General features: G+C 69.1%; 16 protein-coding genes. 9 read left to right on the top strand and 7 right to left on the bottom strand.

Annotated elements, in window-relative coordinates:
* Positions 1 to 76: 76 nt before the first annotated feature.
* Entirely contained in the window at positions 77 to 547 is a 471-nt protein-coding gene (locus tag VB777_RS06475) for a hypothetical protein (RefSeq protein ID WP_323247822.1), read from the top strand.
* 75 nt (positions 548 to 622) lie between these two features.
* On the opposite strand, the gene VB777_RS06480 is transcribed toward VB777_RS06475, so the two are convergent.
* Positions 623 to 757, bottom strand: coding sequence for a hypothetical protein (locus VB777_RS06480; protein WP_323247824.1), 135 nt, complete (start codon positions 755 to 757; stop codon positions 623 to 625).
* A 16-nt stretch (positions 758 to 773) separates the two neighbouring features.
* On the opposite strand from VB777_RS06480, the gene VB777_RS06485 reads away from it, so the two are divergent.
* Positions 774 to 1,151 carry a hypothetical protein gene (locus VB777_RS06485; RefSeq protein ID WP_323247826.1) on the top strand — a complete coding sequence of 126 codons (378 nt, stop codon included), beginning with the start codon at positions 774 to 776 and terminating at the stop codon, positions 1,149 to 1,151.
* An 11-nt stretch (positions 1,152 to 1,162) separates the two neighbouring features.
* On the opposite strand, the gene VB777_RS06490 is transcribed toward VB777_RS06485, so the two are convergent.
* On the bottom strand, positions 1,163 to 5,908 hold the full coding sequence (locus VB777_RS06490) for an EAL domain-containing protein (protein WP_323247828.1): 4,746 nt from the start codon (positions 5,906 to 5,908) through the stop codon (positions 1,163 to 1,165).
* A 61-nt stretch (positions 5,909 to 5,969) separates the two neighbouring features.
* Positions 5,970 to 6,356, bottom strand: a complete 387-nt coding sequence (locus VB777_RS06495) for a cupin domain-containing protein (RefSeq protein ID WP_323247830.1) — start codon at positions 6,354 to 6,356, stop codon at positions 5,970 to 5,972.
* Positions 6,357 to 6,785: 429 nt separating this feature from the next.
* On the opposite strand from VB777_RS06495, the gene VB777_RS06500 reads away from it, so the two are divergent.
* The 4 genes from VB777_RS06500 (at position 6,786) to VB777_RS06515 (ending at position 12,415) form a co-directional block, all read left to right on the top strand.
* Entirely contained in the window at positions 6,786 to 8,288 is a 1,503-nt protein-coding gene (locus VB777_RS06500; protein ID WP_323247832.1) for a serine hydrolase, read from the top strand.
* 19 nt (positions 8,289 to 8,307) lie between these two features.
* A complete protein-coding gene (locus VB777_RS06505) occupies positions 8,308 to 10,023 on the top strand; it encodes a class I adenylate-forming enzyme family protein (RefSeq protein ID WP_323247834.1) in 1,716 nt (571 codons plus the stop codon).
* Positions 10,024 to 10,034: 11 nt separating this feature from the next.
* Positions 10,035 to 11,306: a hemolysin family protein gene (locus VB777_RS06510; RefSeq protein ID WP_197157365.1), complete on the top strand. Its 1,272-nt coding sequence runs from the start codon at positions 10,035 to 10,037 to the stop codon at positions 11,304 to 11,306.
* Positions 11,307 to 11,422: 116 nt separating this feature from the next.
* Complete coding sequence (locus tag VB777_RS06515; RefSeq protein WP_197157363.1) at positions 11,423 to 12,415, top strand: Gfo/Idh/MocA family protein; 993 nt, start codon at positions 11,423 to 11,425, stop codon at positions 12,413 to 12,415.
* A gap of 3 nt (positions 12,416 to 12,418) precedes the next feature.
* On the opposite strand, the gene VB777_RS06520 is transcribed toward VB777_RS06515, so the two are convergent.
* Positions 12,419 to 15,676, bottom strand: coding sequence for a glycoside hydrolase family 15 protein (locus VB777_RS06520; protein ID WP_323247836.1), 3,258 nt, complete (start codon positions 15,674 to 15,676; stop codon positions 12,419 to 12,421).
* Between the two features lie 89 nt (positions 15,677 to 15,765).
* Between VB777_RS06520 and VB777_RS06525 the strand changes: the two genes are divergently transcribed.
* Positions 15,766 to 16,512, top strand: coding sequence for a WecB/TagA/CpsF family glycosyltransferase (locus VB777_RS06525; RefSeq protein WP_323247838.1), 747 nt, complete (start codon positions 15,766 to 15,768; stop codon positions 16,510 to 16,512).
* Positions 16,513 to 16,654: 142 nt separating this feature from the next.
* On the opposite strand, the gene VB777_RS06530 is transcribed toward VB777_RS06525, so the two are convergent.
* Positions 16,655 to 16,816, bottom strand: coding sequence for a photosystem II reaction center protein K (locus VB777_RS06530; protein WP_370594667.1), 162 nt, complete (start codon positions 16,814 to 16,816; stop codon positions 16,655 to 16,657).
* 26 nt (positions 16,817 to 16,842) lie between these two features.
* On the bottom strand, positions 16,843 to 17,970 hold the full coding sequence (gene tgt, locus VB777_RS06535; protein ID WP_370594816.1) for a tRNA guanosine(34) transglycosylase Tgt: 1,128 nt from the start codon (positions 17,968 to 17,970) through the stop codon (positions 16,843 to 16,845).
* Between the two features lie 108 nt (positions 17,971 to 18,078).
* Between tgt and VB777_RS06540 the strand changes: the two genes are divergently transcribed.
* Positions 18,079 to 18,867, top strand: coding sequence for an adenosylcobinamide-GDP ribazoletransferase (locus VB777_RS06540; protein WP_323247884.1), 789 nt, complete (start codon positions 18,079 to 18,081; stop codon positions 18,865 to 18,867).
* Here the strand turns inward: VB777_RS06540 and VB777_RS06545 are convergent.
* Complete coding sequence (locus VB777_RS06545) at positions 18,833 to 19,963, bottom strand: sensor histidine kinase (RefSeq protein WP_323247840.1); 1,131 nt, start codon at positions 19,961 to 19,963, stop codon at positions 18,833 to 18,835. The genes VB777_RS06540 and VB777_RS06545 overlap by 35 nt on opposite strands.
* 421 nt (positions 19,964 to 20,384) lie before the next feature.
* On the opposite strand from VB777_RS06545, the gene VB777_RS06550 reads away from it, so the two are divergent.
* Positions 20,385 to 20,756 (top strand): DUF3155 domain-containing protein, encoded by a 372-nt coding sequence (locus VB777_RS06550; protein WP_197157360.1) that lies wholly within the window; start codon positions 20,385 to 20,387, stop codon positions 20,754 to 20,756.
* The last annotated feature ends 101 nt before the right edge of the window (positions 20,757 to 20,857 follow it).

A 20,857-nucleotide genomic window follows, 5' to 3' on the forward strand; every position in this document is an offset into this window, starting at 1 on the left:
TGTATAGGCGGCAGCTCTGCATCTCCACCTCCTCCCGCGGCTGGCGGGGCAGGCGGCGCTGGTGGGTGGCGAGGCGATGGCGCGCTTTCAGGATGCGGCCCACCTGGAGGCCCTGGGCCTGGTTCAGCTCTGCTGCGAGCGGCTGCAGAGCCTGCCGGAGCGGATCGAGCAGCGCCGCTCCCTGCTCGAATCCGGTGGCGGTGTGCTGCTCAGCGCCGAAGACCTGCAGCGGCGCCTCAAGCAGGAGGAGACAGCCCTGCGCCGCGAGCAGGCCGGCCCCCTGCGGCTGGAGCGCCAACGGCTGGTGGAGCAGCTGCGCCGCAATCTGGAGGCGGCCGAACAGGGCATGGACGAGCGCGAAGCCCGCCTGGTCGCCCTCTCCACCCGGCTGGAGCAGATCGATGGCGGCCTGCGCCATCTGCGCCGCCAGGTGGATCGCCAATGGCCCTCCAGCCAGGCCACCGATGCGGCGATGGCCGAGGCCCTGAATCCCCTCGATGCGGCCCTCGATCAGATCGAACGCCTGCTCGACGAAGGCTCCCGCTGAGGGGGGTCGCCCCTCTGGATTGGACCTCAATCGCTGCGGCCGCCCCGCCCCGATTGACGCGGCGGCCTGCGGGGCTCACCCTGGCGTCGATGCCGCCGCCTGCCGTGTTGCCGTGATGCCGCCGTTGCTTTCAACCCTCCGGCCCTGCTTCAGGGACGGGATCAGGTGCGGGATCAGGGTCTCGGCGTTCAGCCTGGCCCTGGCGGCCATCTCTGCAGGCGAGGCTGTGTCCCCAGGCGAGGCTGTCTCCGCAGCCAAGGCCGGCCCGGTGCCGGTGCCGCTGGTGGTGCAACCGGCCGGCTCCCGGGTCAAGACGCAGCCCACCGCCTCCAGGGCGGCGCTGCCGGGTCTGGGTGCCCGCAAACCGGAGTGGCGCCTTTACGGCCCCCTGCGGGTCGACTGGTCGAGCTGGACATCGATGGGGGGCAGTGTGGTGGCTCCCACCATCAATCCCAAGGGGCAGACCATCCATCTGTCGGTGAACTGCCAGGTGGGCAAGATCAACGTGGCCGGCGCCAACGGCGTCTGGCGGGGCTGGCAGGCACCCCAGGTTGATTTCGAAAACCAGCTGGTCAAGGATGCCTGCGCCGCCCGGCGCGGCTGAGCCGGCTGGGCCTAGGCCGGCAGCCCATGGGCTGACTCCAGCCAGCCCAGCAGATCCGGCAGGGGCATCGGCCTGGCGATGGCGAAGCCCTGCAGGTAATCCGCCCCCAGCTCCTGGCAGAAGGTGGCCATGCCCGGGTCACTGATGCCTTCCACCACCACGACGGCCCCGAGTCCATGGGCCAGCTCGATGGCGGATCGCATCAACTGCTTGCCGCGATCATCCTCAAGGCTGAGCAGCAGCAGGGAGCGGTCCAGCTTGATGAAGGCGGGCTCCAGCATCTTGAGCAGCCTGAGGTTGGAATAGCCGGTGCCGTAGTCGTCGATCGAAATGGCGGCGCCGTGATCGATCAGGCCATGCACCACTTGGAGGGCCGCGCTGTTGTCCGGCAGCAGGATCGATTCCACCACTTCCACCACAAGACCCTTGAGGCCGTGGGCCGCGGGCCAGCTCTGCAGCAGGGAGGAGAGCTGGGGATCTTCCAGCTGCTTCACCGACATGTTCAGGCTCACCGACAGATCGCTGCGGCCCCTGGCGCTGAGGCGCTCCAGATCGGCCCGCAGCAGGCGCAGGGTGAGGGGGCCGAGCTCGCGGATCAGGCCGCTCTGCTCAGCGAACTCGATGAAATCACCGGCGCTCACCACCTGCCCGTCGCGGTGCCAGCGAATCAGCGCTTCCACCCCCCAGAGCGTTCCTTGCGTGGCCGCCACGATCGGCTGGTAATACAGCTCAAACGACTCTGAGGCGATCGCCTCCGCCAGCGCGCGGCGCAGCAGGCGGCGCTGCTCGGCGGCAGCATTCATCGCCTCAGTGAAGTATTGAAAGGTGTTGCCGCCCTGCTTCTTGATGCCATACATCGCCGCATCGGCGGCGCGCAGAAAGTCGTCCACCGTGGTGGCGTCTTTTCCGTAGATCGCCACCCCCACACTGGTGCCCACCTTGAGTTCCACATCCGCCGCAAGAATTGGCTGGCTCAGTCCCAGCATCAGGCGTTCGAGGATGGCGTCGAGTTCGTGTTGGTCGGCGTAGCCGGCGATGATCACGCCGAATTCATCACCGCCCAGCCGGCCCACGTAATCCTTGCCGCTGCGGATTTCTTTCTGCAGGCGGTTGCCAATCGCGCACAGCACCTCATCGCCAGCGGCGTGGCCGTATTGGTCGTTGATCTCTTTGAAGTGATCCAGATCCACCCAGGCCAGGGCCAGGGGCAGCATTTCCCTGGAGGATCTGGCGATCTCGCGATTGAGGGCCTCCGAGAAGCTGAGTCGATTGAGCAGCCCGGTCGCGCTATCAAAGCGGGCCATTCGCTCCAGCTGCAGGGTCGATTCCCGCAGGCTGGTCACGTCTTGCACGATCACCAGAACCACGGCGTTGGTGATCGGTCGCGGTAGGCGCCGCACCTCGGCCGTCACCCAGGGGGCTTGGCCATCCTTGCCCTTGAGCTGCAGGGTCCGGGTGGCGGTGAGCGCATTGCCGCTGAGCACGTCTGTGGCGGCGGAGACAATCTCCTGCTCGAACCCCGGCGAGGCGATCAGGCTGATCGGAATGCCTTGGATCAACGTGGCATCCAGGTTCACCAACTTGCAGAGCGCTTCGTTGCCCATCACCACCCGATGCTGGTCATCGAGGATGGCCACACCGAAGACCTGGGTCTGGAACACCGCTTCGAAGATTGCGGACATGTCATGGGCCCGTTCCTCTGTGGCGTGCTGTTCGTTGATGTCGGCCAGGGTGCCCACCACGAAGGTGTCGCTGATCACCTTGGCTGTTTCGAGCACCCAGATGCGCTGGCCATCGCGACGGAGCAGCTGATAGCGCACGGCCCACCCATCGGGCGCTTGCCTGGCCAGATTGACGCGGTCGCGGTCGGCTGGATCGATCGCCTCATCCAGCTGTTCAGGGTGTTCGAGGAGCTCGGCCATGCTCCAGCCGGTGAGGCTCTGCATGCGCTGGCTCACATAATCAATCACCGTCATCGTTCGGTCCCGTTTCCACACGGCCTCCTGCAGGGCATCGGTGAGCTGGGTGAATTGCTGCAGCGATGATTCCGCGCGCTCGCGCAGAGAAACCAGCTCCGTCACATCGGTGAGCGTCACGATGGCGCCATGGCGGCCGCCGCGGTGATCCCGATACGGGAGGATCTGGGCCAGGTAGGCGATGTTGGGGCCTCGCGCCTCAATCGCCTCCCTGACGCCGGCCCGGATCACCCGCTCCAGCGCCTGACGCAGGTTCGGCAGGGGCACCGTGGTGGGCACACCGGGCAGCATCTGGCCGATATCGTTGTCCACCAGGGCGAACACCCGCACCGCCAGCGGCGTGAAGCGGGTGACCCGCAGATTCTGATCCACGATCACCATCCCCTGGCTCACCGACGACTGGATGTTCTCCATGTCGCCGTTCAGCGCCTGCAGTTCGTCGGTGCGGGATCGCAGCTGCTGGTTGAGGGTCCCCAGGGCCTCATTGGTGGCCTGCAGTTCCTCGTTGGAGGCCTCCAGCTCCTCATTGGAGGATTGCAGCTCCTCCGACGACGCCTGCAGTTCCTCGGAGGAGGCCTCCAGCTCCTCATTGGCGCTTTCCAGTTCGGCAAGGGAGCGGTGCAGCGAGTCCTGGCTGCTGAGCAGCTCCTCCTCCAGCCGCTTCACCTCCTGATCGAAGCTGGTGTCCCGTTCGACCAGGCGACTCCGCACGGGACCCGTTCTGGTCTCGGTGGGGTTCTCCGCGATGAAGCTCAGAATCGTGAGGCTCCGTTCACCCGCCCTCAGGGGCCGGGCCTCAAGGCGCACCTTGTCCTCCAGGCCCTCCAGCTGCAGCGGCTGGCCCACCACCGGCACGCCGTCGGCGCGGACAATCAGGAACAGAGCTCGCGCTTCGGCCTGCAGCTCCGGCCTCAGGTAGGAGCTGGCGGCGGTGGTGACCTGGCCCTCCGGCAGGCGGCAGTAGGGGGTCACGTTCCCATGCACCTCCACCAGGTCGTGGTGTTCGTCGAGGATGAGGCAGGGATGGCACAGCTGGCGGATCATCGCCTCCAGCAGGGTGATGTGCTGTTCCGGCACCTTCTCGCGCATGATCGCGACCCGGTTACCCGCCGCGCCGCTGAACGCCGTCAGCACCCGGAGCTGGGAGCTGCTGGTCAGGGGCGGCAGCAGCCGCGTCGGGCTTTCTGCTTCCTGCGTCCGCCTATACAGATGCTGTTCGGCGCAGGCCGCCTCAAACCCCGCGGTGCGGCTGTTGAGGGATTCGGAGCTCCCCAGAAACAGCAGGCCGCCGGGCAGGAGGCCGTAGCGAAACAGGCTCAGCACCCGATCCCGCAGGGGAGCGGTGAAATAGATCAGCGTGTTGCGGCAGCTGATCAGGTCCAGCCGCGGGAAGGGAGGATCTTCCCCGACGTTGTGACGGGCAAACACGGCGCATTCGCGCAGCGTTTCGCTCAGTGTCATCTCGCCGTTGGTGAGGGTGACGAACTTTGCGCGCAGGGCCTCCGGGATCGCCTTGGCGGCCGAGATCGGATAGATGGCTCGGCGGGCGATCGAGAGGCTCGCCTCATCGAGGTCTGTGCCGAAGATCTTCAGATGTCGGCAGAGATCGGCGGGATGATTGAGCAGTTCGCTCACCACCATGGCGAGGGAATACACCTCCTCTCCGGTGGCGCAGCCCGGTACCCAGACGCGGAGGCAGTAGCCCTCCTCCTGCTTGGCGAGGTAGTGCAGCAGCAGCTGGCCGAGGGCGGTGAAGGCGTCGGGATTCCGGAAGAATGACGTCACCGTCACCAGCAGGTTTTCCGCCAGGGCATGGGCCTCGACCGGATCGGCGCCCAGCAGGGGCAGATAGTCCTCGATTGAGCTCACCTGGCGGATCGCCATGCGCCGCCGCACCTGCCGGCGCAAGGTGGTTTCCTTGTAGCGGGAGAAGTCGATGCCGATCGCGTGTTTCAGCTGCCGGCTGATCGTCGAGAGCATCACCGGCTCCGGCTCCGGCAGGGAGCGGCCGATCCAGTCGGCGCCGCTGCTCACCAGGGCGGCCAGGCGCTGGCCGATCTCACGGGCGCTGAGCACCAGCTCGGCGCCACCGAGGGAGATGGCGGCCCGTGGCATGCCGTCGAAGCGGGCGTTCTCCGGGGACTGCACCAGGGTGAGCCCGCCGGCGGCCCGTACGGCCCGCAGCCCGCGGGCGCCATCGGAGCCGGTGCCGGAGAGCACCACCCCCACCGCCCGTTCGTCCCAGTGCTCAGCCAGGGATTCGAACAGAACGTCCACGCTGGGGCTGGGTCCGAAGCGCGGCAGGGGCTCGCTGATCACCAACCGGTTCTTCTCCACCGCCACGTCGTGGTTGGGAGGGCAGATGACAATCACGCCGTCCTGCAGCGTCATGCCGTTCACGGCCGCGACCACCTTGAGGCTGGTGGTATGGGACACCAGATCCACCAGCAGGCTGCGGTGGTCGGGGGCGAGATGCTGGGCCACCACGTAGCTCACCCCTCCACCCGGCAGCAGGTAGCTCACCAGCTCCTGCAGCGCTTCGAGGCCACCGGCGGAGGCGCCCAGGCCCACCACGTAGGCAATCTCGTCGTTGGCGGGCGTGGGTTGGGGCTCTGTGGTGTCGGTGGCGCCTGGGGATCCGGCTGCTTCTGGCGGGTCAGCGGTCTCCGGAGTGTCGGGCGTTGGCGACGAGCCAGGCAGATCAGGTTGCTCGGCTGGCTGCTGGGACGCGGTTGGGTCCTCCTTGGGTTCAGATCTCTGCTTTGATCCCAACGACTGCATCCGATCCCTGCAAGAAGCCTATGCAGGGTTTCCGAGGCCGGCTTGGAGTTGTTGCAGTCACTCAGATCAGGGCCGGATCGGCGCCATCGGGGCGTTCGGCCAGCGGCAGATCGGCCAGCAGGTCGAAGTCGGCGAAGTCGAATCCCGGTCCCACGCTGCAGTAGCTGAGGCTCCAGTCCCCCAGGCTGCGCGCCGCCTGCCACCAGTCGGCCGGGATCACCTGCACCGGCTGCTGCTGGGGGGCGGCTGGATCGAGGCGGCCCAGCCGCAGGTGCTCGGTGCCGCCGCCCTGGGGCGGCAGGCGCAGCAGGTCGAGCGGTGCGCCGCCGCCGTGATACCAGAGCTCATCCGCCTGGCGGACCCGGTGCCAACGGCTCGATTCGCCCGCCTGCAGCAGAAACGTGATCAGGGTGAGGCCGGCCCGGGGCTGGCCGTCGCCCTGGCGCACCACGCCAACGCTGGAGCGGTGCAGTTCCCGGTACCAGCCCCCTCCGGATGGGGCTGCAGCTCCAGCTGGCGGATCAGTCGTGCTGGATCAGAGGCCATGGGCGCCGTGGTCTTGCCCTGCCTAGCTTGCCGGGCAGGGCCCAGAGTTGAGGAGCGTCGGATGTCAGCACTCCCCCTTGCGGCTCGCCGGCTCCCCTTTGCGGCTCGCCGGCTCCACGCTGCGCCTGCTGCGGTCTCAGGCGCTCCGGTGCGGCGGCTGGGGGGTTTGCTGGGGCTGGTAGTTCTGCTGGGGCCCCTGGCTGGTGCTGCTGTGGCTTCAGCGCCTGCATCTTCAGCGCCTGAATCTTCAGCGGCTCCAGCTGCACTGGCGCCGGTTTCAGCGTTGCCCGTCTCAGCTCCCGCAGCCGCAGCGCCCGCAACGGAAGCCCAGGTGCAAGCGCAAGCCCAGGCGCGCCTGGTGGCCGCCCTGGCTCGCCTCGATTCCCTCGCGGCCGACACCCTGCGGCGCAGCGGCGTTCCGGGCCTGGCGGTCGCCGTGGTGGCCGATGGCGAGGTGGTGGTCGCCAAGGGCTTCGGGCGGCGCCAGGTGGACCGGCCCGATCCGGTGGATGCCGACACCGTGTTCCAGCTCGCCTCCCTCTCCAAGCCGTTGGCCACCACCGTGGTGGCGGCCCTCGTGGGAGACGGGCCGCTCGCCTGGGATACGCCCGTGCGGCGCTCTGTGCCGGAGCTGCGGCTCGGCCCGCCGGCCATCGCCGATGCGGTGACCCTGCGGGATCTGTTCAGCCATCGCAGCGGCCTGCCCGACCATGCCGGCGACGACCTCGAAGACATCGGCTTCGGCCGGATCGCCGTGATCGAGCGCCTGCGGTTCCTGCCCCTGGACAACCGCTTCCGCGCCAGCTACGCCTACACCAACCTCGGCTTCACCGCAGCGGCGGAGGCCGCGGCCCGCAGCACCGGCCGCTCCTGGGAGGAGATCTCCGCCGAGCGGCTCTATCGGCCCCTCGGCATGGACCGCACCAGCTCCCGCCATGCCGACTGGCTGGCCCAGGCCAACCGGGCCGTGCTGCATAGGCAGCAGGGGGAGCGGTGGCAGGCCCTGTTCGACCGGGATGCGGATGTGCAGTCGCCGGCCGGTGGGGCGAGTGCTTCGGTGCGGGATCTGGCCCGTTGGATGACGCTGCAGCTGGCCGATGGACGCTTCGCGGGCCAGCAGGTGGTGGCGGCCGAGGCGCTGGCTGAAACCCATCGGCCCCAGATGGTGAGCAAGGCGCCGGCCGATCCCGCCCGCGACCATGCCGGCCTCTACGGCCTTGGCTGGGGTGTGGGCTACGACGACCAGGGCCAGGTGCAGCTCAGCCACTCCGGTGCCTTCTTCCTTGGGGCCGCCACCACGGTGGTGCTGCTGCCGGCCCAGAAGATCGGCATCGTGGTGCTCAGCAACGGCCAGCCGGTGGGGGCGGTGGAAGCGTTGGCGCGCAGCTTCGTGGATCTGGTGCTGACGGGCACGATTCGGCGCGACTACCTGCCGGAGTTCGGCAAGGCCTTCGCCGCAATGATGGCCCAGCCCTATCCAGCGGTGGTGATCCCCCAGCGCCCGCAACCGGCGCGGCCGCCTGCGGCGTACACCGGCAGCTACGCCAACGATTACGTGGGTACCGCGGTGGTGCGCCTGGCGGGCAGCGGTGTGGCGCCTGGTGGTGCTGCTGGCGCAGGCAGCAACCTGGTGCTGGAGCTCGGCCCTGCCCGCCGGCCCTTTGCCCTGGAGCACGTCAGCGGCGACACCTTCCGTTATCAGCCAACCGGTGAGAACGCCGTCGGGCCCAGCGCCGTGGTCTTTGCGCCCGGACCCGGCGGCCGTGCCACCAGCGTGCGGATCGACAACCTCAACCTCCAGGGTCAGGGGACCCTGCGGCGCCAGGATCCCTGAAGCGCCGTGCCCAGCCGCCGTGACCTCCTCCTCCGTTCTGCAGGGTCCGCCCCTGGCCTGCCACACCCCGCTGGAGCAGTTGCTGCACCGCGGGCTCCAGCACCCTGATCCCAGGCGGCCGGCCCTGATCAGCCGGCGGGGGGTGATCGGCTGGCAGGAGCTCGACAACCGCAGCGCCCACCTGGCCGGCCACTACCTCCGCCTCGGCCTGCAGCGCGGCGACCGGGTCGCGTCGCTGCTGCCGAACCGGCTGGCGGTGATGCTGCATCTGCTGGCCTGTCTGCGGGCCGGCCTGGTGGCCACCCCTCTGAACTACCGCTACACGCCGGCGGAGCTCGATTACGCCCTCGAGCTCAGCGGCGCCCGGCTGCTGCTGTTCCATGCCGAGCGGCTCGCCGATGTGGCCGCCAGTGCCCAGGCCGCTGCCCTGCCCCTGGGCACCCTGATCTATGGCGCCGAGTCGGCTGGACTCGTTGGCGGTCGAGGTTGCGGTGGCGAGCCGCTGGTGGTGGCAGGCCTGAGTCGGCCGCCCCGTTGCTTCGAGGATCTGCTGCTCCCTTCGCCGGCTGGCCTGCCGCCGGAGGTTGCTGGGGCAGGCCTAGCGGATCCCACGGAGCACCACGACGACGACCCGGCCATCCTCTATTTCACCTCCGGCAGCACGGCCCGGCCCAAGGGCGTCACCCACAGCCGCCGCAGCCTCGCCGCCGTGCTCTCCAGCACCGCCCAGGGGCTGGGCTTCACGCCAGACGACAACTACCTGGCCGGCACCTCCATGGCCCACATCGGTGGCTCCACCAGTGCCCTGGCCGCCCTGCTGGCGGGCAGCACCGTGGTGCTCGCCCGCAGCAGCGACAGCGAAGAGATCCGCTGGCTGCTCGAGCAGACCAACCCCACGGTGCTGAAGCTGCTGCCGGCGGCCCTGTTCGCCCTGGTGCGCGATCCGGCGATCCGGCCCGCCGATTTCGCCAGCCTGCGGTTGTGCGTGTCCGGCGGGGATCACATCCCGTCGGAGCTGCAGACGGAGTTCCGCGCCGTGGCCGGCTTCCCGGTGAACGAGCTCTACGGCATGAGCGAGGTGGGCATGGTCATCCTCAATCCACCCGGTCAGGCCCTGCGGCCGGGCTCCCTGGGCAGGCCCGGTCCAGGCGTGGCGATGGACCTGCGCCGGCCCGATGGCAGCTCCTGCGCCCCGGGAGAAGCCGGCGACCTCTGGATCCGCACCGACGGCTGCATGAGCGGCTACTGGAACAATCCCGAGGCCACCGCCGCCGTGCTGGTCGACGGCTGGCTGGCCAGCGGCGACGTGATGCAGGCCGACGCCGACGGCTACCTCTGGTTCGACGGCCGACGCAAGCAGATCATCGTGCACGACAGCTCCAACATCTGCCCCCAGGACGTGGAGGACGTGCTGCTCGAGCACCCCGCCGTGGCCGGCGCGGGCGTGGTGGGGATCCACGATCTGGTGCACGGCGAAGACGTGCGCGCCTACATCTGCCTGCGCGGCCCCGTTGCGGATCGGCAGGCCCTGGAGCGGGAGCTGATCGGCTTTGCCCGAGATCGCATCGGCTACAAAGCCCCTGAGCAGATCGTGGTGCTCGACGACCTGCCGCTCAACGCCACCGGCAAGGTCGATCGCCTCGCCCTCAAGCGCCTGGCGGACAACCAGACGGCCCCCAGATCCGGGGCCACTCCCATGGATCAGGTTGCACCGACGGACCTAGCCTCCACCTAAACGCCCCTTCCATGCGGTTTCTGGCCCTGGCCATCCTCCTGGCATTGCTGGCCTTTTTTGCTGCCGGGGAGCTGGCCCTGATCCGTCTGCGGCCCAGCCGGGTGCAGCAGCTGGTGGAGGCCGGTGAACCGGGCGCCGCTGCCGTGGCGCGTCTGCAGCACCGGTTGCGCCGGGCGCTGGTCGCCACCCAGCTCGGCACGGCTCTGGCCCTGGTGGCCCTGGGCTGGACCGGCCGCGATCTCGTGGATGGGATGCGGCCCTTCGCCGCCGCCGCGCCGGAGCTGCGGCCCTGGCTTCTGGCCTTGGTGTTTCTGGTGCTGGTGCTGCTGGCCACCCTTCTGGGCGGCCTGGTGCCGAAGGCCTGGGTGCTGCATCAGCCCGAGCTTTCCGCCCTTCGCCTGGCGCCGTTGCTCGAATCGGTGAACCGCACCCTGGGGCCGCTGCTGCTCCTGATCGAGCGCCTGGGAGGCCTGCTGCTGCGCCTGTTCGGCCTGCCCCGCAACTGGGATGAGCTGGTGCCGGTGCTGTCGGCAGGGGAGCTCGAGACCCTGATCGAGAGCGGCAGCGTCACCGGTCTGCAGCCCGATGAGCGCAACATCCTCGAGGGTGTGTTCTCCCTGCGGGACACGCTGGTGCGGGAGGTGATGGTGCCCCGCTCCGGCATGGAGACCCTGCCGGTGGGCGTCACCTTCGCCGAGATGATGGACGCGGTGCATGCCACCCACCACGCCCGCTTCCCGGTGATCGGCCAGTCGCTCGACGACGTCCATGGAATGCTCGATCTGCGGCGCCTCGCTGAACCGATCGCCCGAGGGCTGCTGCAGCCCGATTCGCGGCTGGATCCCTTCGTGGTGCCCGTGCAGCTGGTCCAGGAAAGTGCCTCCCTGGCTGACTTGCTGCCGCTGATCCGCAGCGGCCATCCGCTGCTGGTGGTGGTGGATGAGCACGGCGGCACCGAGGGGCTGGTCACCGTCGCCGATCTCACCGGCGAGATCGTGGGAGAGGAGGACGGATCCCAGGCCGATGCCAACGACCTGATGCAGCTCCAGGACGACTCCTGGTCGGTGGCGGGAGACCTGGAGATCTTCGAGCTCAATCGCCAGCTGGGGCTGCGACTGCCCGAGGCGGAGGGGCATCACACCCTGGCGGGCTTCCTGCTGGAGCGGCTCCAGCACATTCCATCCCCCGGGGAAGGTCTGGGTTGGAAGGGCTACCAGTTCACCGTGGTCACCATGGATGGCCCGCGCATCGATCGGGTGCGGATCAACCAGCGCCCCGGCTGAGGACTCGATGCCTGTCAGATCCTCGTGAATCCCTGCAGATCGCGCACCGTCTGCTCTCCCGGGGCCCGGGGGCCCGGTCGCGCTGCGATGATCCCGCTGTGGTGAGGCCTGCCGACATGAAGCCCGTCAAGGTTGGTGTGATCGGCATCGGCAACATGGGCTGGCATCACGCCCGCGTGCTCAGCCTGCTGCGCGACGCCGAGCTGGTGGGGGTGGCCGATCCCGATGAGGCCCGTGGGCAGCTCGCCGTGGAGCAGTTCGGCTGCCGCTGGTTCGCGGATTACGCCGACATGATCGAGCACGTGGAGGCGGTGTGCATCGCCGTTCCCACCCTGTTGCACCACCGGGTCGGTCTCACCTGCCTGGAGGCGGGGCTGCACGTGCTGATCGAGAAGCCGATCGCCGCCAGCCAGGAGGAGGCGGCTGAGCTGATCCAGGCAGCCTCCGCCACGACCCGCCTGCTGCAGGTGGGGCACATCGAGCGCTTCAACCCCGCCTTCCGCGAATTGCTCAAGGTGGTGGCCGACGAGGAGGTGGTGGTGCTGGAGGCCCGCCGCCACAGTCCCAACGCCGATCGGGCCAATGATGTGTCGGTGGTGCTGGATCTGATGATCCACGACATCGACCTGGTGCTGGAACTGGCCGGGGCTCCCGTGGTGCGTCTGGCGGCTGCCGGGGGGCGCAGCGCCGATGGCCCGATCGACTACGTCAACGCCACCCTCGGCTTCGCCAATGGCGTGGTGGCCAGCCTCACCGCCAGCAAGATGGCCCATCGCAAGATCCGCAGCCTCAGCGCTCACTGCCGCTGCAGCCTGATGGAGACCGACTTCCTCAACCACAACCTGCGCATCTATCGCCGGTCCCACGGCTCGGTGAGCGCCGACCACGGCGAGCTGGTGTATCGGAACGATGGCTTCATCGAGGAGGTGAGCACCACCTCGATTGAACCGCTCTACGCCGAACTCGAGCACTTTCTCCAATGCGTGCGAGGCGTGGAAATCCCAGCAGTCGATGGCCTTCAGGCTTCCCGTGCCCTGCAGCTCGCCGACCTGATCGAGCAGTGCGTTGAGCAGCCCAACCTCTGCATGGCGCTGGATGCACCGATCTGATCCTCAGGCCGGCTGTCTGGCTTCAGCCGGCTGCTCCGCTTCGGTGAGCTCCCGCAGGGCCTGCAGTTGCCAGCGCCGGCAGGCGGCCGGCGAGGCGTTGTAGAAGCGATCCCAGGCATCAGCCTTGTGCAGGCCGTAGTCCGTGGCCGGCACATCGGGATGGTTCTGCTGCCAGCCGACGCGCACCGCGTGGCCGATCACCACGTCGAGGGCGAGGTCGTCGTCGAAGTGAACCTGGGGGTTGGCCCCCACAAAGGCCATCAGGGTGATCAGGGTCTCGATGCAGAGGCGCCGGTACTCGGAGGCCTCGATCTTGCTGAGCAGGTGTTCGACCAGGGTGGCGAAGTTGCGTTCGCCGGGGGTCTTTTCACTCAGCAGCGGGGCGCTTTCCAGCCGGTTGCGGCGCTCCAGCTTGTCGCCGATCACCAGGCCGTCGCAGTGGTGCAGCAGATCCCAGATGCCGGCATAGAAATCGCGCGGCACCCGCTGCAGGGTGCCCATCCGCTGGCGGTGCTGCAACCAGCTTCCGCCCTTGGGCAGCTCCTCGAGCGGATCGGGCACTTCCCAGCGCACCCGGCCCCGAACATGCAGGTGTTCCTTGCGTTGCAGGGAGGCGCGGGCGTGCTCCACATCGGCCAGCAGGTCCCGCAGGCGGCGACGCAGGCCGTGGGGCGGCAGGCTGCAGAGCGCCTCGAAGGCATCGCTCTGGCTGAGCTCGTGTTCCGTGGCCAGCTCGCCGGTGAGCAGCAGCAGCAGCTGGCCCAGCTGCAGGGTGAGGCTGCCGCTCAGCAGGGTCGGCTCCAGCCGTGCCAGCCCGTCGAGGGCGAGCAGCAGTTCCTGCTGCAGCATCCATTCGCGGCCGTCGTCGCCGCTGTAGCGGCGGATCCGCTCGCCGATCACCAGGCTGCTGGCTGGTTCGGTGATCAGGGAGTCGTGGGTGTAGTTGCGCCCCACCACCAGTTGCTTCTGCCGCACCAGCAGGTCGGTGAGGGCATCTTCGAGCTGAGGGTGCACCAGCCCCATCACGCCGGCGCATCGGCGCACCACATTCCAGTTGCCCTCGGCCAGGGCCCGTCGGTACACCTCATCCACCAGCAGGGGCAGCCGCAGGGGGGCGCCGCGGCCAGGCCCCTGCAGCACCGCGTGATTGCCGAGCCGCCGTACCAGCTGCTCCAGCACCTCACTCTGCTCCTCCAGGGAGGTGCTGGCCCAGAGACGCTCCGCCAGGCTGGAGATCGGCGTCTGCTGCAGTTCCAGCTCCTGCTCCTGCTGGGCGGTGAGCGGCTTCTGGCTGGTGCTGGCCCGCAGCGGCAGCTGGCTCGGGGGCGCCGGTGCCAGGGGGGCGGGGAGATCGGCGGGGAGCTCCACCAGGTTGAGCTGGTCCAGCACGGTCTCCAGGGGAGCCAGCTGCACCGGAACCCCCTCGATCTCACCGGACTGGAGGGCGCGTCCCAGCCGCAGGAAGGCCTCCGGGTCGCGATGGAAGGGGCCGGCGGCGACGGGTACCAGCAGCAGCGGCAACCGCTGGCTGCGCCAGTTGCGCTGCAGCAGCCGCAGCTCGCTGCACACCGCATCGGCCAGCTGCTCGGGATCGTCGGCCAGGTAGAAGGTGCCCTCCTCCAGCACGGCCGGCAGGTAGGCGTGCAGCGCGCCGGCCTGCCGGTAGAGCCGGGCCGTGGCCATGGTCTCGATCCGCACCGGTGGATGGCCGCTCAGCCCCAGCTGCGGGTTGGCACCCACCGCCGCCAGCTGGCGGCCCAGCTCCCGGGAGCTGCCCACCTGCACGCTCTCGTTGCTGCGGGTGATCGGCAGGCCCGCCTGCTCGAGCGCGGTCGCAATCGTGGCGTCGGCCGGTACCAGGCTGACCAGCACCCGATCGGCTCCGAGCTGCTGCGGCTGACGGCGGCCGCTGGGGTCGAGGTCGGCGGGGGTGATCAGCCCGTGCAGCAGCAGGTCTCCCAGCCAGGTGAGGCTCTGGGTCCAGAGCAGGGGCACATTCTCGTTCGGTTCGCGTTCCTGGCTGCCGGGAATGGCCCGTTCGGCCTCGATCGCCTGCTCCGGCACCAGGTACAGCTCCGGCAGCAGCAGCACCCCGTCCGCCTCCACGCTCACGGCCCGCAGGCGCTCACGCCAGCTGCGGGCCTCTTCCCAGCGGCCTTCGCAGCAGGCCGTGACCAGCTCGTAGGCGAGGAACAGGGGCCACTCGGATTCGATGTGTTCGAACTGGGCCAGCTCCTCGCGTTCGTAGTGCAGGCGGGTCACGTCTTCCACCACCGTCTGATGGCCGTCGCGGCGGAAGCGCTTGTAGCCGTAGGCGCCGCCCAGATCGCGGCGGATGCGGTGGCGGGTCCGTTCCACCAGGTCTGGATCCTCCACCGCCCAGGCGGGGTAGCCGATCACCGACAGGCAGGCGCTGTCGGCCTCCTTGCTGGCGGATTCGCGCGGCAGCAGGTTGAGCAGCGCCTGGCGCAGGCGCACGATCGCATCGTGGGGAATGGTGAGGCAGCAGCTGCCGTCGCCGTGGGGGCCGTACAGATCGAGATCCTCCAGGGCTTCGAGGGCCGCCTTGACCAGGCCGATCGAGCTGGCGTTCCGTTCCGGCAGGCCGTGATTGCCCTTGTCACCCCGCTCCCAGATGCCGTAGTCGGCCACGCGGTAGGCCCGCGCCACGTAATACACCAGGTTCTGGATGAAGTCGCGCTCGTGGCTGGTCTGCACGATCACCAGGCCGGAGCGGGTCAGCTGGGCCAGTTGCAGCAGGAACAGGGCGGTGGCGTCGAGCTGCAGATGGCCCCAGCCGTCGTCCGGCACCACCGGCTCACCGCTGTTGGTATCGAACTTGGCGTGGATGGCGTCAAGCCGGTCGAGGCTGGTCTTGAAGCGCTCCACTTTTGCCGCTTGCCGCAGCATCACGTTCAGCAGGCCGCGCATCAGCTGCAGCACCCGCTGCTGGAGTTCGTGGCCGCGGCGGGTGCTGCCGTGCAGGCGCTGGTGGGCCAGGGCCAGTCCCCAGACGCATTGGATCGAATAAACGCAATCGCGCACCCAGGCATCGCCGTAGTTGCCGTGCACCGTGTGGGCGGTGCTGGCCGGCAGCAATCCGGTGATCGGATGCTGCCGCCGCAGCACCACCTGTTCGATCTGCTGATCCAGTTCTTCGAGAAAGGCCTGAGCCTCGAGGCTGGTCTCCTCGCCGTTCGCGTCCGGCGGCAGGGGCTCCGGCATCAGGAGCCGGTCGGAGGAGGCGCTGGAGATCGTCATGCTGGGCCCTCAGCGGGTGCCGCCTCTGAATCCCCGCAGGTGGGTTTCAGGGTTGAGCCATAGATTCTCTCGCGCAGCGAACCCGGCCCATGGCAGCGAAGGCGACCGATCCCCGCCGCACCCGGGTGCTGGACGTGCCGGTGGATGTGTGCCCGGATGTGTTTGAGGCGGCCCTGGCGCTGCTGCCGCGGGGCGGCGGCCAGATCGTCACCCTCAACGCCGAGATGACGATGGCCGCCCTGGCGGATCCGCAGCTGGGGGCGGCGATCGAGGCGGCGACGCTGGTGATCCCCGATGGCGCCGGTGTGGTCTGGGCGCTGGGGCGCCAGGGCTTGCGGGTGCGCCGCGCCCCGGGCATCGAGCTGGCCCACCGCCTGCTCGTTCACGCCTCCACCCACGGCTGGCGGGTGGCCCTGGTGGGCGCCAGCCCGGAGGTGATGGAACGGCTGCGAGAGCGGCTACACCGCGACCTGCCGGCTCTGCAGCTGGCTTTTTCGGTCCATGGGTTTCAGAGCACCGAAGCGTGGCCGGGCCTGCAGCAGCAGCTGCTTGATGCCAGGCCGGATCTGGTGCTGGTGGCCCTGGGGGTACCGCGCCAGGAAACCTGGATCCAGCACTTTCCAGGCCGCAGAGGTGGCCTCTGGATGGGCGTCGGCGGCAGTTTTGATGTCTGGGCCGGGGTCAAGACACGTGCACCCCGGTGGATGGGAGCGCTTCACATCGAATGGCTCTACCGGCTGATTCAGGAACCGAGCCGCTGGCGGCGGATGCTGGCGCTGCCGGCCTTCGCCTGGGCCGTGCTGCGCCATGGAGTGAAGCGACCGCCTCAGTGCTGAACGCCACCGGAGGTCCCGGGAGATGTTGGGATCACGACCGCCGGGGCGAAAGGACAGGTGCCAGAGGGGCGGCGAGCCTCCGGATCAGCGGAAACCCAGCGGGTCAGCCCAAACCCAGCCGATCAGCCGAAATCCACAGGATTCAGCGGAAACCCACCGAGGCTTGCCACACAAAGGCGAGCAGCAGGAAGAACAGGGGGATGATCGGCAGGATGTCCACCAGGGGACCGAACGCCTGGTAGGCCTCGGGCAGCTGGGCCATGGTGTGGAGGGCGGAGCCGGCCAGCAGCGAGGAGAGAGCCATCCCTGAAACAGTGTGGTGGTCGGAACCTACCACGTGTGTGCGGCCGGAGAATTCGGCTCCCACGGAGCGAAATCCTCTGAAAAACAACCGTCCTGGATCGCCTGTGCCATGGCGGAGGTGAAGCGGATCAAGGTGGTGATGTTGTGCAGGCTGAGCAGCGTGCGGCCCAGCATCTCGCCGCTGCGGATCAGGTGGTGCAGATAGGCGCGGCTGTGCTGGCGGCAGGCCAGGCAGCTGCAGCTCGGATCGAGGGGGGTGTGGTCGTGGCGGAAGCGGGCATTGCGCAGATTCCAGCGCTCGCCTCCCACCAGGGCGGTGCCGTGCCGCCCCAGCCGGGTGGGCAGCACGCAGTCGAACAGATCGAAGCCGTGGGCCACCGCGATCGCCATTTCCCGCAGGCTGCCCACGCCCATCAGGTAGTGGGGCTTGGCTTCCGGCAGCAGCGGCGCCACCAGCCGCACGATCCGGTGCATCTCCTCGGCCGGCTCGCCCACGCTCACCCCGCCCACGGCGATGCCGGGCAGGTCCATCGCCGCCACCACCCGGGTGGAGTCCTGGCGCAGGTGCGAGTAGCAGCCCCCCTGGGCGATGCCGAACAGGGCCTGATCGGCTCGGTTGTGGGTGCTCAGGCAGCGCTCCAGCCAGTGGTGGGTGCGGCGGCAGGCCGCGGCCACCTCGGTTTCACTGGCCGGATAGGGAGGGCACTGGTCGAAGGCCATGGCCACGTCGGCGCCCAGGGCCATCTGGATCTCGATCGCCCGCTCGGGGGTGAGCTGGATGCGGGCGCCGTCGCGGGGGGAGCGGAACACCACGCCGCTGTCATCGATCTTGTTGATCGCCCCGAGGCTGAACACCTGAAAGCCACCGGAATCGGTGAGCAGCGGCCCGTCCCAGGCCATGAAGCGGTGCAGCCCACCGGCGTCGGCCACCACCTGCTCGCCCGGTTGCAGGTGCAGGTGATACGTGTTGGCCAGCACCATCTGGCTGCCGGTTTCGGCCAGCTGGGGTGTGGTGACTCCCTTGATGCTGGCGGCGGTGCCCACCGGCATGAACCGGGGAGTCTCCACGACGCCGTGGGGGGTGTGGAAGCGGCCGCAGCGGGCCCGGGTGCACGGGCAGCGGGCGGTGATCGCGAAGGAGAATGGGGGCTCGATGGCGCCGTGGTGGTGCTTCGCCGACGCTACGTGCCGCGTTCTTCACCTTCTGCCGCGCCACCACCGGCCAACCAGCTCGGTCCCAACCCCGACGGACGAGACGGCTGGCTGGCGGATCTGGCCGGCGCCTGGATCTTCTATTCGGTACTGCCGGCCTGGCCGTGGCCGCGGCCCCGCTTCAGCCGGATCGCCCGCTTCGCGTCCTGGATCGGCCTGGTGCTGGGCGGGCTGCAGGCGATGGTGTGGCTGCTGCTGGCGGGGCGAGCGCCGGCTCTCACCCAGGCGGCCCTGGTGATCGTGCTGGGCCTGGCGCTCAGCGGCGGCCTGCACAGCGATGGCGCCATGGATACCGCCGATGGGCTGGCGGCCGGCGATCGCTGCCTCGAAGCCATGGCCGACAGCCGGGTGGGGGCCAGTGGCGTGCAGGCCTTTGCCCAGTTGCTGCTGGTGCGGTTCGCCGCCCTCGTCTGGCTGGCGGCCGCCGCCGCGGCAGCCGCTCCGGCCGCCCTGGTCTGGGCCGCATTCTGGGCGCGGCTGTCCCCCCTGATCGCCATGGACCGCTTCCCCTACCGCAGCGCCCGCGGCACGGGTGCGTTCCACCGCCATCACTGGCGCGGCCTGGCGCTGGAACTGCGTCCATCGCTGCTGGTGCTGGCCGGGGTTGTGCTGCTGGTGCCGGCCGCTGGGGCGGCGGGATTCAGCCCCGGCGCGGCCCCGCACCCCTGGCTGCCCCTGCTGGCCGGAGCGGTGGGGGTGCTGCCGGCGGTGCTGGTGCCCCTGTGGCTGGGCCGGCGGCTCGGCAGCCACAGCGGCGACAGCTACGGCGCCTGTGTGGAGTGGGTGGAGGCCCTCAGCCTGCTGCTCACGGCTGCGCTGGTGGCGCTTCTGCCGCTGTAGGCAGGCTGAGCCGGAAGCCGTTGCCCTGCGGCGGCAGGGCTGGATCGATACGGGATGGCGGGATCAGCAGCTCCAGGTCGCCGCCGATCTGGCGGGCCAGGTCCCGGCCCAGGGCCAGGCCGAGCCCGGTGCCGGCGAGTTGCTGACCGGCCGTGCCCCGCACGCCGCGCCCGAAGATCGCCTGCCGCTCCGGCTCTGGAATCGCGGGCCCGGCGTCCCACACGGTGAGGCTGAGCCGCCCGTCGCTGCGGCCGACCAGCAGGCCCACGGCCGCTCCGGCGGGGCTGTAGCGGAAGGCGTTCTCCAGAAGGTTGGCGAGGATTTCGGCCACCGCACCGCTGTCGCCACGCCAGCTCGGCAGCGACGACGGGCCCTGCCAGGGCCGCTTCTGCAGTGCCGCAGTGGCGGCGGCCCGCTGCAGAAGCGGCTCCAGGACCTCCTCCAGGGGCTGGCCTTCCGGTCCGGCGAGCACCGGCGGCAGCAGCAGGGGCGTGGTGCCGCTGCTGCCCGTCAGGGCCTCCGGCGGCGCCAGGGCACTGATGGCTTCCACATAGCGGTTCAGCTGGCGTTCCTCCGCCAGCAGTCCGTCCACCAGGGGACGGCTGCTGCTGTCCTGCTCAAGCCGGCGCCGCAGCAGCTGGGCGAAGGTGCGCAGGGCGGCGAGGGGATTGCGCAGCTGATGGATCAGCAGCCGCAGCTGTTCGTCCTGGCGCTGCTGGCGCTGCAGGAGATGTTGCCGTTCCAGATCGATCCGCAGGGCCTCGGTGAGGCAGTGGGCCACCGCCTCGAGCCGCTCCACCAGCGGCATCGGCCAGCTGAGGCTGCGACTCTCCACCTGCAGGGCCCCCAGCAGGGCCCGGTCGTGGCGCAGGGGCAACCAGCGGCGGCCTTCGGCGGGCATCTGCAGGGTGCGATCCGAGGCCACCGCCGGCAGGGCCCTGCCATCACGGGGCCATTGGCCCACCGGCATCAGGCTGAGGCGTCCGTCTGCCCCAGGCAGGGCCAGATACACCACCACAGACTTCAGGTCTTCGCGGTCGGCGAACTGGGCCAGCTGGCTGGTCAGCAGGGCCAGAAACCGCTCGGAGACCTGCATCAGCAGAGACGGCGAGGGGGTTCGCGGAAGAAGTCCGGGGAGGGCGTTGAAAATCCCAGAAAAAGTCTTAAGATCCTGGTATCGACCAATACTTCCCAGTCCGCGAGCGGACGGTAAGTCGCAGTCGTCACGGCCAACATGTTGCACTTCTCCGCAAATGAGGCTACAGCAGAGCCAGGTTCGCCTCCCTCTCCTGGTCTGAGCTCCGCCGCCGCGGGTTCAGACGTTGTTGATGACGCGGCCACCGCAGGCGTTTTCCCGAAAACGTCTGCGGTGATCCGTTCCGGACGACAGACGTTTGGGCGTCTTCCGTGGCTTCTTTGCTGGAGCCGCGGATGACACGGTTCAGCTCGGCTTGCCGGCTGAATCTGTCGTCCCTCCTTCCCTCCTCTCTCAGCCTCCCGCCCGCGGGAGCCGTGTCATGTCGAAAAAGCGCAAGCGGATCAGCCGTCGCCGCCTCGCCGGCCAGCGTGTTCTGGCCCATGTCTCCACCCACAACCTCGAAACCGGCTCCCACAAGCCGGTCACCGCGGCGCGTCGCTACATCGCCGAAGTGGGACTGGAAGCTCCGGCCATCCTCAACGTGCGTCGCAACGAGCACACCACGGACCGCTTCTTCTGGGGTGAGAAGGGCCTGTTCAGCGCTCAGTACGCCGAAGAGAACCACTTCCTCTTCCCCTCCCTGCGTCTGATTGTCGATCAGATCGGCGAGGAGGTGCTGTTCGAAGGTCTGGAAGCCATGGCCTCGGACGACTGGGAGGAAATGGAGGAATACGAGTACGCCTTCGTTTGAGGGCGGCAGCGGAGCGGAGCCAGCGGCCACGGCACCTCACGGGTCGCTGGACTCGCTGGCTCCTGCATCACGATCCCTGGCGCGCATCAAGTCCTGCATCG

This window comes from Synechococcus sp. CCY9202, assembly GCF_034931685.1.
In the GTDB taxonomy this organism is placed as follows: domain Bacteria; phylum Cyanobacteriota; class Cyanobacteriia; order PCC-6307; family Cyanobiaceae; genus CBW1002.

Coding starts and splice junctions, on each gene's coding strand:
- VB777_RS06545 (WP_323247840.1), bottom strand. CDS start 19,963: ATGCAGGTCTCCGAGCGGTTTCTGGCCCTGCTGACCAGCCAGCTGGCC.
- VB777_RS06490 (WP_323247828.1), bottom strand. CDS start 5,908: ATGCAGTCGTTGGGATCAAAGCAGAGATCTGAACCCAAGGAGGACCCA.
- VB777_RS06550 (WP_197157360.1), top strand. CDS start 20,385: ATGTCGAAAAAGCGCAAGCGGATCAGCCGTCGCCGCCTCGCCGGCCAG.
- VB777_RS06525 (WP_323247838.1), top strand. CDS start 15,766: ATGGCAGCGAAGGCGACCGATCCCCGCCGCACCCGGGTGCTGGACGTG.
- VB777_RS06475 (WP_323247822.1), top strand. CDS start 77: ATGGCGCGCTTTCAGGATGCGGCCCACCTGGAGGCCCTGGGCCTGGTT.
- VB777_RS06480 (WP_323247824.1), bottom strand. CDS start 757: ATGGCCGCCAGGGCCAGGCTGAACGCCGAGACCCTGATCCCGCACCTG.
- VB777_RS06530 (WP_370594667.1), bottom strand. CDS start 16,816: ATGGCTCTCTCCTCGCTGCTGGCCGGCTCCGCCCTCCACACCATGGCC.
- VB777_RS06510 (WP_197157365.1), top strand. CDS start 10,035: ATGCGGTTTCTGGCCCTGGCCATCCTCCTGGCATTGCTGGCCTTTTTT.
- VB777_RS06520 (WP_323247836.1), bottom strand. CDS start 15,676: ATGACGATCTCCAGCGCCTCCTCCGACCGGCTCCTGATGCCGGAGCCC.
- VB777_RS06515 (WP_197157363.1), top strand. CDS start 11,423: ATGAAGCCCGTCAAGGTTGGTGTGATCGGCATCGGCAACATGGGCTGG.